Genomic DNA, 13,274 nt, shown 5'->3' with positions numbered 1-13,274 from the left:
TCGCGGAAATTGTTAGCTGTTAAAATTACCACCGACCCAACATATGAATATTCTGATGCTCTCCTCTACGTTTCCCTATCCGCCGAGTCGCGGAGGAACTGAGATCAGAACCTTTAATTTGCTGAAATACTTGCAGCAGGGTCATGAAGTCACCCTCGTGACTCAAGACCAAGGGGGAGTCTCAGATGCCGAAGTCAAAGAACTGCAAAACTGGGTCAGCAACCTGGTGATTTTTCCGTTACCGCCAGAACCCAAACCCAAAAGCGGCGTTGCGAGTTTGTTGGGTAAGGTGGGACGCTTTACCGAGTCAGCGATCAAAGCAACGCCACCCAACGTGTTGTATCGTTATTCACCAGAAATTCAGGCTTGGGTGGATGCCTATGTCCAGGAGGGAAAGTGTGACGCCATCACCTGCGAGCATAGCGTGAATGAAATTTACATCCGACCTGAATTTCGCCAATCGGTGGCGACAGTGGTTAACGTCCATAGTTCGGTTTATGGTTGGACTCGCAACCACTTGGAAATGGGAGCATCGCCAAATGCTCTGCGCGATCGCGTCTATCTCACCTTACTATTAGAGCGCTACGAAAAACGCTACTGCACCAAGTTCTCCAGTATTGTCGTCACCACCGAGGATGACCGGCAGCAATTCCTCAAATTCCGTCCGGATGCCCAGATCGAAGTCATTCCCAACGGGGTAGATTTGGAGTTGTTTCCCTATCGTCCCAAAGATCCAGGTGGATACAATTTGGTATTTGTCGGCGCCATGGACGCCTCGCACAACATCGATGCTGTGCGCTTTTTTAGCTTAGAAGTTTTGCCCGAACTGCAAAAGCGCTACCCCGATGCCACCTTCACTATAGTCGGTACCCGTCCTGCGGCGGAGGTATTGGCACTCGCGGAACGGCGCGGCGTCATGGTTACGGGTCGCGTTCCCTCCATGGCAGAATACCTGCATAATAGCAGCGTTTGCGTGATTCCCCTGCGGGTAGGTTATGGAATTAAGAACAAAACCTTAGAAGCAATGGCAGCTGGGACGCCAGTGGTATCGAGCGATCGCGGTTTAGAAGGACTATCAGTCGATGGGGATGGGGTACCTTTGCGTGCTTTACGCGCCAATCGCGTGGAAGAATATGTAGAAGCCATCAGTCGGTTATGGGAAAATCCCCAACTGCGCGACGAGTTGTCGCGCCATGGGCGATCGCTCGTAGAAACAGAATACACCTGGGAACGAATTGGTCAACGCTACGAGCAAGTTTTGCTGCAAAACTGTCGCTAAGCTTGGTAAAAATGCTTCCAGTAGGGGTATGTTTCTATTTTCACTTTTAGCCATACACGCCTCCAGAAATGAAGGCGCCATCCCGACCAAGCTGTCTTGTCAAGATATTCGAAGAATAAATCTTTTTTTGGATGTTTACACCCCAAACTCCAGGGTTTACCCGATGTGGAATAGTGAATGATGTAAGGATTATCCCTCAAATCTTGATAGACATCTTCTTGGTAGGGACTCTCTTTCCACGACGCATACTTATAGATTCTAGGTTGTTGGTTCCATTTTGGATCTAGTTCTCCCCATTGACCTGCGAAAGCAGCGTTTAATCCATCCTGATCCAACCACAGCCACTGCTCTTGATACTTTTCTAGATATTCAATAACCTTTTCGCCGCTCTTGTCAGTGCGCCACTTTTCAATATTAATGACTAAAACCCCTGCATTAAAATATTTTGCATCTGATTTTATGCCTAATTCTTCATAGTTTTTCAATCCATTAGGAGCTGATACATAACGCACTGACATGTCTTCTACTGCCAAGACATAGTTATTCCCTATATCGATATTCCATAAGTTTTCTAAATTTTCTTTTACTATTATATCTGTATCTAAATAGATTGCCTTTGTAATCTCCAGCGGCAAGATTTTAGGGAGTAAAAGTCGATAGTATGTAGCCTTACTAAAATGCTTGTAAACTTTCATGTTTTTGAAAATTTCCGGAGCTGCCTTCACCCATTTAATTTCTACATTGTTTTCTTTAATAGATTTAATAATCTTTTTTTTGTTATATTCTTTAATCCCTCCATCAATTATGACTATCTCAATATTTTTATTATGGTTTAGATTAGCAATGACTGAGCGGGCTGTTGCCGCCAGTGCCATTGCATAATTGTTGTCAGCAGCCAAGACAAGAACAATTGGCTCTTTGTCTGAATTAATTATTGTCATATGAACCCACGCAATTGTCGCGGCCTTTTGGGTTATTTTTATGTGGCGGTGGTAATGGCATTCCCAGGCAGCTCCGTGGAAACTAGGCTAATTTGTAATTGGATTAAAATGCAACTGCATATTGACAATTACCAATTACCACTGCCACAATTTACATTATTATCTACACTTAACGCCTCAGCCATTGCCGCAGCTTGACTTTGACAACCGCATAAATGGGGAATTGATAAACTTCTGCAATTAGCCACCCGACTAAAACGAGGTGGAATAGGAAAGTTAACCCGATCCAAACCAGGGGAATCCAAGAGGCGGTGCTACCTGGTTCAGGTGGGAAGGTGTGCGCAGAAAGCCAAACTAAAAAAGGCGGGAGGGCGATTAAAGCGATCGCTACCAACCACAGTATAAACGTGAGTTCCGTATCGCTCTGATGGGTTGGCTTCCAGGTGCGTCCAGTCCATCGCCAAGTCATGGGTTGAGAACTATCTGCCACCTGAATCAACTGCTTTTGCAGGTTGGCGGTGAAAATATGGTGGCAAAAGTTACACGCAAACGCTTCTGTCAGGGTCATTGCCGAGATTTCGCCGTGACGACAGACGGGACAGGTGTAAGTGCCAGAGTAGCTGAGTTGACTTTCGGGTGCGGTCGATAGCGATCGCTTAGATAGCTGTTTCATCCCAATCTTTATTTTTGAGAAAACTTCAAAACTGAAGTTGCTAGACCAAAGGATTAAAGTCAGCGACTCCCTCACGAGAGCCGCTGCTCTCCAAAACCGTGCTTGAGACTTTCGCTTCACACGGCTCCTCAGTAGATTTAGTGTTTGTCACACACACCTCGTAGCCAGCATGTCGTTTTCCTAGACCCAGTCTGGTTCAACTCGCGGCTTAGGCTTGGCACTGTTACAGCCAGATTTGTTGCCAGGACTACCATCACTGGCAGTCTTTGTGTCGTGGCAATGTCTGTGAAGGAGTTGCCAGTTATCGTATCTATCCTTTCCACCTTTCGATTTCGGAAGAATATGGTCAATCTCCAACACATCTTCCTCGCGGAAGTGTAATTTGCAATGGGCGCATTTCCCTTTCTGCCTCTTCAGGAGTGTTGCCACTCTTGTGGGCATTTCCGGGTTATTACCCATTCTTGTACTCCAGTAAACCAGGTTGCCGTCGTATGGAGACGATTCGCCTTTGACCTTCACATGTCGCACTATTGGTGTGTCAGCGTGTGACAGTAACCGAAGGGGATTTTTGCCCTTCCTGGTTGCGAATACCCAGTTCTTACCGCCAATGGGTTGCCAGTATTTTCTACTGATGTAACCCCTACTTTTATTGTGATGGCGGCGGTTTGCCCAAGCTCGAAGTTTCTGGTACATGAGGTTATCTAATTCTGTGTAAGTTACCTTGCTTACCACAGTTGAGTAGTAATTAGCCCAACCCCTGATAATTGGATTGAGATGTTCAATTAGCGCCGATTGGGGCGCTGCCTTATGTCGGCTAATTACATCGTCGATTTTGTCGTAATGTACCTTGACCTTTTCTTTACTTGGGGTGATGATGGTCTTAAAGCCAAGTTTTTGTCCCTGTGTATTTTTACCGGAGTGGTATTTTCCTACAGAGAATTGGCGAATATTAAAGCCGAGAAAATTAAACCCCGGCTTTTCATTTTCCACTTGATTAAGAGTGTGAGCCAATCTGGTCTTGCTGGGCTTCAAGTCCAAACCCATGTCTTTTAACCATTCAGAAATAATTGTCTGACATCTTTGGACGATGGTTATGTCTTTGTGGAGAATCACAAAGTCGTCGGCGTATCTAATTAGGCTAACGCTGTCCATCCTATTTTTCTTGTTTTTGTCAAGATATTTCAGAGAACCAACGTATTGCTTTATCTGATTTTCCATCCCGTGGAGGGCAATATTAGCAAGTAGTGGCGAAATGACGCCACCCTGCGGTGTACCCTCAGATGTGGGAAACAGCTCTTTGCCATCCATCACCCCCGATTTTAACCAGGACTTGATTTGTCGTCGCATGGTTGGGAATGTATTTAGTTTTACAAGCAGTTTCCTCTGGTCGATGCGGTCGAAGCATTTTGTTATGTCGGCATCTAGCACATATTTGGCTTTATACCTGATTGCATCAAAGATAGCTGCAACCGCGTCGTGACATGAGCGTCCAGGTCCCAAGCCGTATGAATTAGGTTCAAATCGCGCTTCCCATTCCGGCTCTAAAGCCAGTTTGATTAACGCTTGCAAGGCGCGGTCTTTCATTGTAGGTATACCCAAGGGTCGCTTCTCTTCCGTTCCCGGTTTTGGAATCCATACTCTCCGGGTCGGGCTTGCCTTGGAACCCAGGCGCAGTTTGTTTACCAGGTCAGGACGTTGCTTTGAGGTTAGCGATTTAACGCCATCCACACCAGCCGTCTTCTTCCCAGTATTATCCTGGGTAACTCTGCGAACCGCTAATGCTCTTGCTGACCAAGATTTCATCAGCATCTTCTGAAGTCTACGAAGTTGCTTTATGTTGCCACGTTGAGAGGCTCGATAGATTCGCTTTTGGAGCTTATACACTTGACGCTCTAGCTTGCGCCAGTTAATCAAATGCCATTCCACCGTAGTCTTTAAACTCGTATTGGACATATATACCCTTACTTGTGACCCTATCTCTAAATCTCCGTGGGAATGTCTGCATATCCAGGGCATTACCCCTGGCCTTCGCTTCTTTCCCAATCTCTCCTCGCCGCTGTATATGGTTAGCACCTACTCTCGGTATTCGACCTCCGGGAGAACAACGGGAGGTTACTTCGTTATTGTGTATCTTTAGAGCAACACTCTTCGCCTGGTTTATGGGAAGTGCTTATTGGTCGAATAGAGAGTCGCCAATTCCCTAGCCTTGACCTTTTGGTTCCAGCCTGTAAGCCTGATTCGGCTGGTTTCGATTAACGACGATTCAAACGTGTTTTCAAGCCGAAGCTTTTACTCATGGATAGATTGCTCGATGGTCACCGGATTGGGCTTCTAGTGTTGCCACCTTTTCACCCCGCTTCAGGTGTTGATGACTAATCGCGAACCTGGGGGTGATGCTTTCACTCCTGCACCTGGAGGGTGGGTTTTGCACCCACATGGCTATTTAGTTATCGTGGTTCAGATGGCTTGCGCCTCTTCTTCCAAGCTTGTGACTTTGACCTTTATAAAATACTTAGTCATTTCTCACAAAACGAATCGCACATCTACCTATCGATTGTAGGCATACCCCCAATGGTCGCGCCCGCCAAAGCGCGCTAACTTTTGTTACGATGTGCTATACAAAACTTGGCTAAACTTATCTTGTGCTTCACCATTCAATTAGAAGTAATTTCTCTTGGGTCTGCTTAGAGCTTCCACCAAGGGAGTCGGCGACAACAGTCAAGAGGCGTAGATTCGGGTGAGCAACACCCTATTTTAAGATCGGTAGGGGCGGGTTTTACGATACCAGAAACCGGGTTTCGACCATTTTTTTGCACAGAAACCCGGTTGCTTCAGCAACCGGGTTTCGACCACGATCTCTTTCCTGGCTGCACAATTTTGCACACAAACCCGGTTTCTGTCGGTAAAACCTGCCCCGGAGCCATTGTCCAACCTTTTTTTTGCCAATAAAAAATAGCGAATCGTAGTCAAACGTTCGATTTTTTTACAGGCTGGTTAGTTTTGCAGCGGCTGTGGTTTACAAACCAAAGAATTTTAAGCCTTGGTTTTCGGCATTTTGAGAAACATAGCAGAAAATTCCACCCTAGTCAAGACTATCGCCATAAATAACTATGAGTAACTAGAGTAAAGTATTTGGCTATTTAGTCAAGCTCTTTGGGGGGTGCCGTACCCTGCACTGACCCTACCCTTCGGGTTGGCTTCGGGTATGGGTACAGGCATGGTAGGGGACTTCAAAGCGTTTTTAGTTAACTTGGTTTTAGTTATCTTCTCGCACTCCAGCGGCGGTCAAACGCTGCTGTTTCAGCGCTTGTAGCTGGACTAGGAGGGTTTCAACTTCGGCTTGCAGGTGTAAGAATTTGACTTGCTGATCTGCCTGGTAAAGGTTTTTCATCGACTCCGTTAGGCGTGTTTGATTAGTTGATGCCACTGACATAGAGTTTCACTCCTTTGGAGGACAATAACTGGACACAAAGACACTAGAGAGACTTAGAGCAACGATTGCAGGGCAATCTTCGTCTGGTCATTACTTTCTAGTTACACCACCTGGTAATTGTACCCTGAATGTAAAGCTCGATTAAGTTATTTCGCTCAATTTTCCCAGGGGCTATATAGGCTCATTGCTAATGGCTCATTGCTAATTGCTAATTGGTAATTGCCCCTGAAGCACACCTGGTTTGGGAACCAGAGATCGACGAATAAACCCGGTTTCTAGGATCGTCGTGCGTAAGTCCTATGCTAATTGCTAATTGGTAATTGCCCCTGAAGCACACCCGCTCACCCGCACAAGCAGCCCACCTGCTCCATTTGACTTGGGTATAGACGATAATCTAAGGTATTCCCACGTATTTTTTTAACCCAGCGATTTATCTGTGACTGTTAGTTTGTCCCCTGCTGACTCAAATCTACAAGCTTGGCCTGGACTGATTGAGGCGTATCGGCCTTATCTGCCGGTGACGCCCAATACGCCCGTTGTAACGCTCCTGGAAGGCAATACTCCCCTGATTCCGGTTGAAGCGATCGCATCTATTATCGGCAGATCCGTGCGCGTTTTCGTCAAATTCGACGGTCTTAACCCCACCGGCAGCTTCAAAGACCGGGGGATGACGATGGCAATTTCCAAAGCCAAGGAAGCAGGGGCAAAAGCAGTCATCTGCGCCAGTACTGGCAACACTTCGGCGTCCGCAGCTGCCTATGCGCGACGCGGTGGAATGCGGGTGTTTGTCTTAATTCCCGATGGCTACGTAGCGCTGGGTAAGTTAGCCCAAGCTTTACTTTACGGGGCAGAAGTCCTGGCAATTAAGGGAAATTTCGACCAAGCGCTGGAAATCGTCCGGGAAATGGCAGAAAGTTATCCCATCACCCTGGTCAATTCAGTCAATCCCTATCGACTCGAAGGCCAAAAAACCGGGGCATTTGAAGTGGTAGATGCTTTAGGCAACGCCCCGGACTGGCTGTGCATCCCCGTAGGTAATGCCGGAAATATCACAGCATATTGGATGGGGTTTTGTCAATACCATCAAGCGGGAAAATGCGATCGCTTGCCCCGAATGATGGGATTTCAAGCAGCGGGGGCGTCTCCCTTGGTCACCGGAACCCCCGTCGCGCACCCGGAAACCCTGGCAACGGCAATTCGCATCGGTAACCCGGCGAGTTGGGAAAAAGCAGTAGCCGCCCAACAAGCGAGTCAGGGCGCGTTTAATGCCGTTACCGATGAAGAAATTTTAGACGCTTATCGCCTGCTAGCATCTCAGGAAGGCATTTTCTGCGAACCTGCTTCTGCTGCTTCCGTCGCGGGGTTGTTAAAAGTCAAAGACCAAGTTCCCACGGGGGCGACAGTCGTTTGCGTCCTCACCGGAAATGGACTGAAAGACCCAGATACGGCGATTAAACACTGCCAAAATCAGTTTAAAACCGGGGTGGAGCCGGTCTTGTCGGCGGTAGCTTCAGCGATGGGGTTTTAACGAAGGCGGGTAAATCGGCAACGGGTTTGGGGGTGTTGGCTAACCCAGGAACGGGTTGACTGGCACCTGGAAGCGCCGTAGAGGCAGGAGGATTCTGCTCGATGGACTCCTCCTCAGTATGGGTATGACCGCGCCGCTGAACGCTGGTGAGGACATCCACCGCATCCCCCAAGGCGGTGGTTAATTTTTCCCGCGTTTGATCGTGGGCGAGACGTTCGTCTTTTAAAGCTTGGGCTGTGCGATCGCGTTCTATTAAAACTTCTATTAATTTAGCTTGTAATTCTTGAACATTCTCTATCTGTTCCACAGAGGCGGAAATCGCACCTGGATCGGATAACCTCTCGACTCCTTTGACTTCCGCTTGCAGTTGCTGGATTTCGGCTTTTAGCGCTTCTATAGTTTGCTGACTTCGCACAGCTTCATCGCGACGCTGCTGCGCTTCGGTATTGTAGAGTTGACGCCAGTTGGCTGCACTGTCAAGCGCGGCGTCGCGATCGCGCTGCATATCTGCCAATTGCTGTTGCAGCGACTTAATTTCAAGTATCCACTGCTGGATGTCGTAACTCATCTCTCTAGTTGTTAGTGGTTAAGTTGACTCGCTATATCAAAACTATGGGATTTCCCCGTTTTATCCGTTTTTTTCGCCACCTAAACTGGGCAACGCTGAAGCTAGCCTTCCAAAGGGCGGGCGAACAGCGGTTACCAGGTCTGGCTGCTGAGATGGCATACAACGCCATGTTATCGTTATTTCCGACAATTTTGGCGCTCCTGACCGCAATTGGATTGTTTGCCTCGTTACGATTTACTGTAAGAGACATCGCCTATCAAGTCAGTCAGGTTGCTCCCCACGAAGCGCTATTCTTAATTCAAGGTTTTGTCCAAACCGTCAGCAAAAGCCAAAACCAAGGATTATTTTCTCTCAGCTTTATCGTCGCCCTGTGGACGGCATCGGGGGCGCAGAGTGCAGCAATGGCTGCCCTTGATGAAATTCATCAAATCCCCCTGCAACAGCGGCGACCTTTTTGGAAAGCCAAGTTAGTTTCGATTGGCCTGACGATTGGCACAATTTTACTATTAATCGTAGCTGCCTTTTTAATGTTTATCAGCGACCTAATCGTGCAGGCGGTAGCGAGTCAAAGCGGTAATCTAGAATCGCAACTGTTGAAAATTTGGCAACTCTTGACTTGGCCTGCGGGTTTAGCTATCATCGCTTCTGCCTTCGCCTTTGTTTACCGCTACGGCCCCAGTCGCTGGCAGAAAGGAACCCCGATTCTACCAGGAGCGATTTTAGCAGCAATATCTTGGGCGATCTTATCGAGTTTGTTTCGGCTTTACGTCACAAATTTCGGTAATTACAACGCCGCCTACGGCGCTGTAGGAACCTTTATTGTCTTAATGCTGTGGCTAAATTTAAGTTCGTTGGTAATGTTATTTGGCGGTCAGTTGAACGTTACCGTCGGCGAATCCATGCGGCAGAAAAGTTAGAACTAAGTAGTAATCCTTCACATAGTGGGTTTCACTCTCTACAATTCTTCTTGGCGTCCTTGGCGTCTTGGCGGTTAAAAAAAGGGATTCCATATCAGTATGTTGGTTAGACTAGGTCAACGCAACACCAATCCTAAAGGCATAGAATAAGTCTTTGCCTGTTGATAGATGTACAGCGCCAACCCAAACGGGTAAACTAATCTAGAAACCGAGTTTCTGATGGCAAATTAGAGAACAAGCAAAACATGTCCAATCCCGGCGATCAATCCAAAGCCATTGTTTTAAGACGCCTGCGCCAGTTTAGCGATTTACTGGATAATGCCGTTGCGATTCCGGGTACAAACTATCGCGTTGGTATCGATCCGCTTTTGGGATTGCTTCCAGGCGGAGGAGATACCCTGGGAGCGATTCTTTCAGCTTACATCGTACTGCAAGCCGCGCAGTTAGGCGTACCGCGACCAACTTTGGTACGAATGGTCTGGAATATTCTGTTAGACTCCCTCGTAGGAACGATACCCCTGTTGGGAGATTTAGTCGATGTCGCCTGGAAAGCTAACAGCAAAAATATGGCTTTGTTGGAAGCGCATATGCGTTCTCCCTACAATCGTCAAAAGACAGACATCTGGCTTGTCTATCTGCTTTTAGGTGGAGTAGTATTGGTGGCGATCGCTATATCCTTTACCGGCGTCTTTATCCTCACCCAATTGTTCAAACTTGTCACAGGCACCTAACACCCAATTACCTATTACCAATGATGAAAGATTGGTGGCAAAGCACATTCCCCAATGGTCGTCAAACATTAACCATTACCGACGCTAGCGGCTATCCCGTTCAAATTGCTTACGGCGAAAAAGGAACGGGAAAGCCCTTGATTTTAATGCACGGCATCGGTAGTTGGAGTTATGGTTGGCGTTACAGTATCGACTCGCTATCGCAACATTTCCGCGTGATTTGTTTTGATGCCAAAGGACACGGCTTTTCTGATAAACCCGAATATTCAGAAGAGATTGGTCATCAAATTATCGAAACCAAGCGCATTATTGAATCTTTATGCAACGAACCTGCTATCGTTGTTTCCCAATCTCTGGGGGCATTGGTATCCCTGGGAGTTGCAGCAGAATATCCAGAATTATTTGAGCGATTAATTGTCATCAACGTCCCGATTTTTCCAGAACGATTACCGAATCGCTGGATGCGTTTGTTGTCTAATTTATCGCTAGATTTAGTACGGATTGTTGATAACTTACGACTGGCAAAATTATTTACTCCCTTAGTTTGGACAGCAGTAGCAATCGAGCGTCGTGAAGTTTTAGCCAATCCGGATGAAATGACATTTGAAGAAGTTTACTGGATAACTTACCCGTATCTTGAATTTCCCAATGGAGTTACTAAATTGGCTGAAGAGTTACAACAATCAGCAAAGGAAATTGAGCGCTTGCTTAAAAATGAACCAAATATGATTAGTAGAATTCAAATTAACTTACCGAATATTAATTGTCCAACGCTGATTTTGTGGGGAGAACAAGATAAATGGTTTTCCGTTAAAAATGGCGAGAAATTGCACGCCTGCTTACCCAGTTCCAGATTAAAGATTATCTCAAATTGCGGTCACGATGCAGCGGCGGGGAGTCCAGAGGCGGTGAATGCAGAAATTCTTGAGTTTCTGCGGGATACGGGTATTTTGGGATTAGCTTGAGGAACAACTGCGACGTGAGCCTAAAAATGAATAAAATTAATTAAAGTTCGCAGAAACTCCTGTTAATCGATTGTTTATTTTAACTTTGCTGGCGATCGCTCAGCTTTTGGCAAGTGCGATCGCTTGGTATTAAACTGCAACGGGTTTGACTGGAGGAGAAATTTCTTTTTCCAAATCCCACAAAGCAATCCAATCCCGATCGCGATCCGCTTCGCATCCGATCACATAGAGCAATGAATTATTGCTAAAAACACTCCAAAGACGCTGGCACGCTTCTACAGTCATTTCGGACTCAGTGATGTGTTTTTCGTGGATAACTGCATACAAATCGAATTCCTGACGCTGGGGATTTAACTGGTAGCGAATTTCCGGGGTATATCCCATCTCAATTAGTTTAGCGATCGCCGCATCGGGAGTCAGTCCATCTAGGTGAACGCGGTTCAAACAAATAGAAACTTGTACGTATCTGCCTGCTGGGGGTATGAGTTTATATTGCAGCATTTTTCCTCTTCTCTTTTTCACCACAGAAGTCATAGAAACTGTCGTTTCCTGCCTAATTTACCTAAAGATCGAGGCTTGAGACAACGATTCGCCTTCCCAGAGAGTTCGCGAAGTCTTCCCCCCATTCCCAAAACATGCGATAATCACAATCTAAACAAACTCTATAAATAGGGCGGACATCCCATACCCTATACTACGGGTAGCGTGTTACTGTTCCCCCTGCGGCTATGGTTCAATCTCCCAAGTCTGGCAACGGTTTTGCATCTGCCCTCGAAGGGCTAGGCGATATTACGTTTCAACTACCCGATCCGGAAGACGATCAAATTTCGGACGATCTGTTTCAGCAGCAGGTGGAAAATGCTTGGCTGGTGTGCGATCGCTTCGACTTGCAAACGGATATCTGGCGCGGGAAAATATTACGGGCGGTGCGCGATCGCGAGAAAAAAACCGGCGACGGTAGAGGCACGGGCTTTCTTAATTGGCTGAAAAACCGCGAAATTGGCAAAAGTCAGGCTTATTCTTTAATCGAACTCGCCAATAGTGCCGATACTTTGTTGAAAGAGGGACATTTAGATCCGACGGCAATCAAAAATTTCAGCAAGCGCGCATTTGTCGAAACGGCTAAATCTTCTCCGGAAATTCAACAACTGGTAGCGGATGCGGCGCAAAAAGGCGATCGCATTACGAGGCGAGAAGTAAAGCAATTGACCGATGAATGGACGGCGATGTCTTCCGAGTTACTCCCCGATGAAGTTAAAGAAAAAGCCGCAGATCGTTCTATTCCCTCTCGCTACCTCGCCCCCCTGGTAAAAGAGTTAGAAAAATTACCCGACTCTCACGTCAGCGCCTTGCAAGTGGATGTGGCAACAAATCCCACTGTAGATACTCTTAAACAAGCAACTACAGATGCGCGCAATCTAGCTAAATATCTCGATGCTGCGGCGCAAGTGCAAGCGATTAATCAATCTTCCGTCGATGTGGAAATGGCGCTATCTGAAGCGATGCGTTTGGGCTGTTTAAATACGGCTTCCGACTTAGTAAAACAAGCCGCACAGTTGGAACAAAGTATCGCCAAACTTTATACAACTTGGAAGCGTTTGGGCAGTTTGGCAGATCGGTTATACGTGGATACGGGGGCGAGTACGCCTAGCTTGCGATCGCTGATTACTTGCATCGAACGCCTCTCTGGTGAGGTAATAGAAGTACCCCTCGATGATATGGGCGATCGCACGATTCGTTTGCGAATTCTTTCTGATTCATAGTTATACCGTTTTCCTTTGAATCTGTCACAGATACCCCTAAATCCCCCAACACAGCGGGGGACTTTAACTTCTCCGGTTCCCCCCTTAGCAAGGGGGGTTAGGGGGGATCGGATCTGTAGGGGCAGGGCAACCTAAATATCTCGGTTATTCTGATAACGTTAATCGTGCTGTGCTACTACAACTGGTCAGCGCCTCGAGCATGTCACAGCGATCTGTAGGGGCACGGCAACTGGGATATCTCGGTTATTCTCATAACGTTAATCATGCTGTGCTACTACTCGATGATATCGGCGATCGCACTGTGGGTCTGAGAATTGTTTCTGATTCCTAGTTATACGGTTTTCCTTTCAATCTGTCACAGATACCCCTAAATCCCCCAACACAGCGGGGGACTTTAACTTCTCCGGTTCCCCCCTTAGCAAGGGGGGTTAGGGGGGATCGGATCTGTAGGGGCAGGGCAACCTAAATATCTCGGT

Annotated in this window: 13 protein-coding genes; 7 read left to right on the top strand and 6 right to left on the bottom strand. The window is 47.0% G+C overall.

Annotation, left to right across the window (positions count from 1 at the left end; translation table 11 throughout):
• The first annotated feature begins 43 nt into the window (after window positions 1-43).
• Window positions 44-1,279 (top strand): glycosyltransferase family 4 protein, encoded by a 1,236-nt coding sequence (locus MiSe_RS09325; RefSeq protein WP_226577905.1) that lies wholly within the window; start codon window positions 44-46, stop codon window positions 1,277-1,279.
• Here the strand turns inward: MiSe_RS09325 and MiSe_RS09320 are convergent.
• The 4 genes from MiSe_RS09320 to MiSe_RS09305 all read right to left on the bottom strand — a co-directional run bounded on the left by MiSe_RS09320 (window position 1,276) and on the right by MiSe_RS09305 (window position 6,326).
• Window positions 1,276-2,220: a glycosyltransferase family 8 protein gene (locus MiSe_RS09320; protein WP_226577902.1), complete on the bottom strand. Its 945-nt coding sequence runs from the start codon at window positions 2,218-2,220 to the stop codon at window positions 1,276-1,278. The genes MiSe_RS09325 and MiSe_RS09320 overlap by 4 nt on opposite strands.
• A 169-nt stretch (window positions 2,221-2,389) precedes the next feature.
• A complete protein-coding gene (locus MiSe_RS09315; protein WP_226577899.1) occupies window positions 2,390-3,013 on the bottom strand; it encodes a DUF2396 family protein in 624 nt (207 codons plus the stop codon).
• Between the two features lie 60 nt (window positions 3,014-3,073).
• Window positions 3,074-4,846 carry a group II intron reverse transcriptase/maturase gene (gene ltrA, locus MiSe_RS09310; protein WP_226577896.1) on the bottom strand — a complete coding sequence of 591 codons (1,773 nt, stop codon included), beginning with the start codon at window positions 4,844-4,846 and terminating at the stop codon, window positions 3,074-3,076.
• Window positions 4,847-6,149: 1,303 nt separating this feature from the next.
• Window positions 6,150-6,326, bottom strand: coding sequence for a hypothetical protein (locus MiSe_RS09305; RefSeq protein WP_226577893.1), 177 nt, complete (start codon window positions 6,324-6,326; stop codon window positions 6,150-6,152).
• Between the two features lie 436 nt (window positions 6,327-6,762).
• On the opposite strand from MiSe_RS09305, the gene thrC reads away from it, so the two are divergent.
• Window positions 6,763-7,854 (top strand): threonine synthase, encoded by a 1,092-nt coding sequence (gene thrC, locus MiSe_RS09300; protein ID WP_226577890.1) that lies wholly within the window; start codon window positions 6,763-6,765, stop codon window positions 7,852-7,854.
• Here thrC and MiSe_RS09295 read toward each other — a convergent pair.
• Entirely contained in the window at window positions 7,799-8,422 is a 624-nt protein-coding gene (locus tag MiSe_RS09295; RefSeq protein WP_226577887.1) for a hypothetical protein, read from the bottom strand. The genes thrC and MiSe_RS09295 overlap by 56 nt on opposite strands.
• A 44-nt stretch (window positions 8,423-8,466) precedes the next feature.
• Here MiSe_RS09295 and MiSe_RS09290 point away from each other — a divergent pair, with 44 nt between their 5' ends.
• The 3 genes from MiSe_RS09290 (at window position 8,467) to MiSe_RS09280 (ending at window position 11,035) form a co-directional block, all read left to right on the top strand.
• Window positions 8,467-9,339 (top strand): YihY/virulence factor BrkB family protein, encoded by an 873-nt coding sequence (locus MiSe_RS09290; protein WP_226577884.1) that lies wholly within the window; start codon window positions 8,467-8,469, stop codon window positions 9,337-9,339.
• 245 nt (window positions 9,340-9,584) lie between these two features.
• Window positions 9,585-10,070, top strand: coding sequence for a DUF4112 domain-containing protein (locus tag MiSe_RS09285; protein WP_226577881.1), 486 nt, complete (start codon window positions 9,585-9,587; stop codon window positions 10,068-10,070).
• 23 nt (window positions 10,071-10,093) lie between these two features.
• Window positions 10,094-11,035, top strand: a complete 942-nt coding sequence (locus MiSe_RS09280; protein WP_444980474.1) for an alpha/beta fold hydrolase — start codon at window positions 10,094-10,096, stop codon at window positions 11,033-11,035.
• A 129-nt stretch (window positions 11,036-11,164) separates the two neighbouring features.
• Here MiSe_RS09280 and MiSe_RS09275 read toward each other — a convergent pair whose 3' ends face one another.
• On the bottom strand, window positions 11,165-11,536 hold the full coding sequence (locus MiSe_RS09275) for a hypothetical protein (protein WP_226577875.1): 372 nt from the start codon (window positions 11,534-11,536) through the stop codon (window positions 11,165-11,167).
• 227 nt (window positions 11,537-11,763) lie between these two features.
• On the opposite strand from MiSe_RS09275, the gene MiSe_RS09270 reads away from it, so the two are divergent.
• Together MiSe_RS09270 and MiSe_RS50830 are read left to right on the top strand one after the other, a co-directional pair.
• A complete protein-coding gene (locus tag MiSe_RS09270) occupies window positions 11,764-12,798 on the top strand; it encodes a hypothetical protein (RefSeq protein ID WP_226577873.1) in 1,035 nt (344 codons plus the stop codon).
• A 199-nt stretch (window positions 12,799-12,997) separates the two neighbouring features.
• Window positions 12,998-13,129 (top strand): hypothetical protein, encoded by a 132-nt coding sequence (locus MiSe_RS50830; RefSeq protein ID WP_264196420.1) that lies wholly within the window; start codon window positions 12,998-13,000, stop codon window positions 13,127-13,129.
• Window positions 13,130-13,274: the final 145 nt, after the last annotated feature.

It is taken from the genome of Microseira wollei NIES-4236 (assembly GCF_020521235.1).
Classification (GTDB): Bacteria; Cyanobacteriota; Cyanobacteriia; order Cyanobacteriales; family Aerosakkonemataceae; genus Microseira; species Microseira wollei.
The sequence above is the reverse complement of the archived record's forward strand: the minus strand, read 5'-3'. Positions and strand labels throughout refer to the sequence as shown.

Excerpts from the sequence above, each read along its gene's own strand:
- MiSe_RS09325 (WP_226577905.1), top strand. The coding sequence starts at position 44 with ATGAATATTCTGATGCTCTCCTCTACGTTTCCCTATCCGCCGAGTCGC.
- MiSe_RS09320 (WP_226577902.1), bottom strand. The coding sequence starts at position 2,220 with ATGACAATAATTAATTCAGACAAAGAGCCAATTGTTCTTGTCTTGGCT.
- ltrA (WP_226577896.1), bottom strand. The coding sequence starts at position 4,846 with ATGTCCAATACGAGTTTAAAGACTACGGTGGAATGGCATTTGATTAAC.
- MiSe_RS09305 (WP_226577893.1), bottom strand. The coding sequence starts at position 6,326 with ATGTCAGTGGCATCAACTAATCAAACACGCCTAACGGAGTCGATGAAA.
- MiSe_RS09295 (WP_226577887.1), bottom strand. The coding sequence starts at position 8,422 with ATGAGTTACGACATCCAGCAGTGGATACTTGAAATTAAGTCGCTGCAA.
- MiSe_RS09290 (WP_226577884.1), top strand. The coding sequence starts at position 8,467 with ATGGGATTTCCCCGTTTTATCCGTTTTTTTCGCCACCTAAACTGGGCA.
- MiSe_RS09285 (WP_226577881.1), top strand. The coding sequence starts at position 9,585 with ATGTCCAATCCCGGCGATCAATCCAAAGCCATTGTTTTAAGACGCCTG.
- MiSe_RS09280 (WP_444980474.1), top strand. The coding sequence starts at position 10,094 with ATGAAAGATTGGTGGCAAAGCACATTCCCCAATGGTCGTCAAACATTA.
- MiSe_RS09275 (WP_226577875.1), bottom strand. The coding sequence starts at position 11,536 with ATGCTGCAATATAAACTCATACCCCCAGCAGGCAGATACGTACAAGTT.
- MiSe_RS09270 (WP_226577873.1), top strand. The coding sequence starts at position 11,764 with ATGGTTCAATCTCCCAAGTCTGGCAACGGTTTTGCATCTGCCCTCGAA.
- MiSe_RS50830 (WP_264196420.1), top strand. The coding sequence starts at position 12,998 with ATGTCACAGCGATCTGTAGGGGCACGGCAACTGGGATATCTCGGTTAT.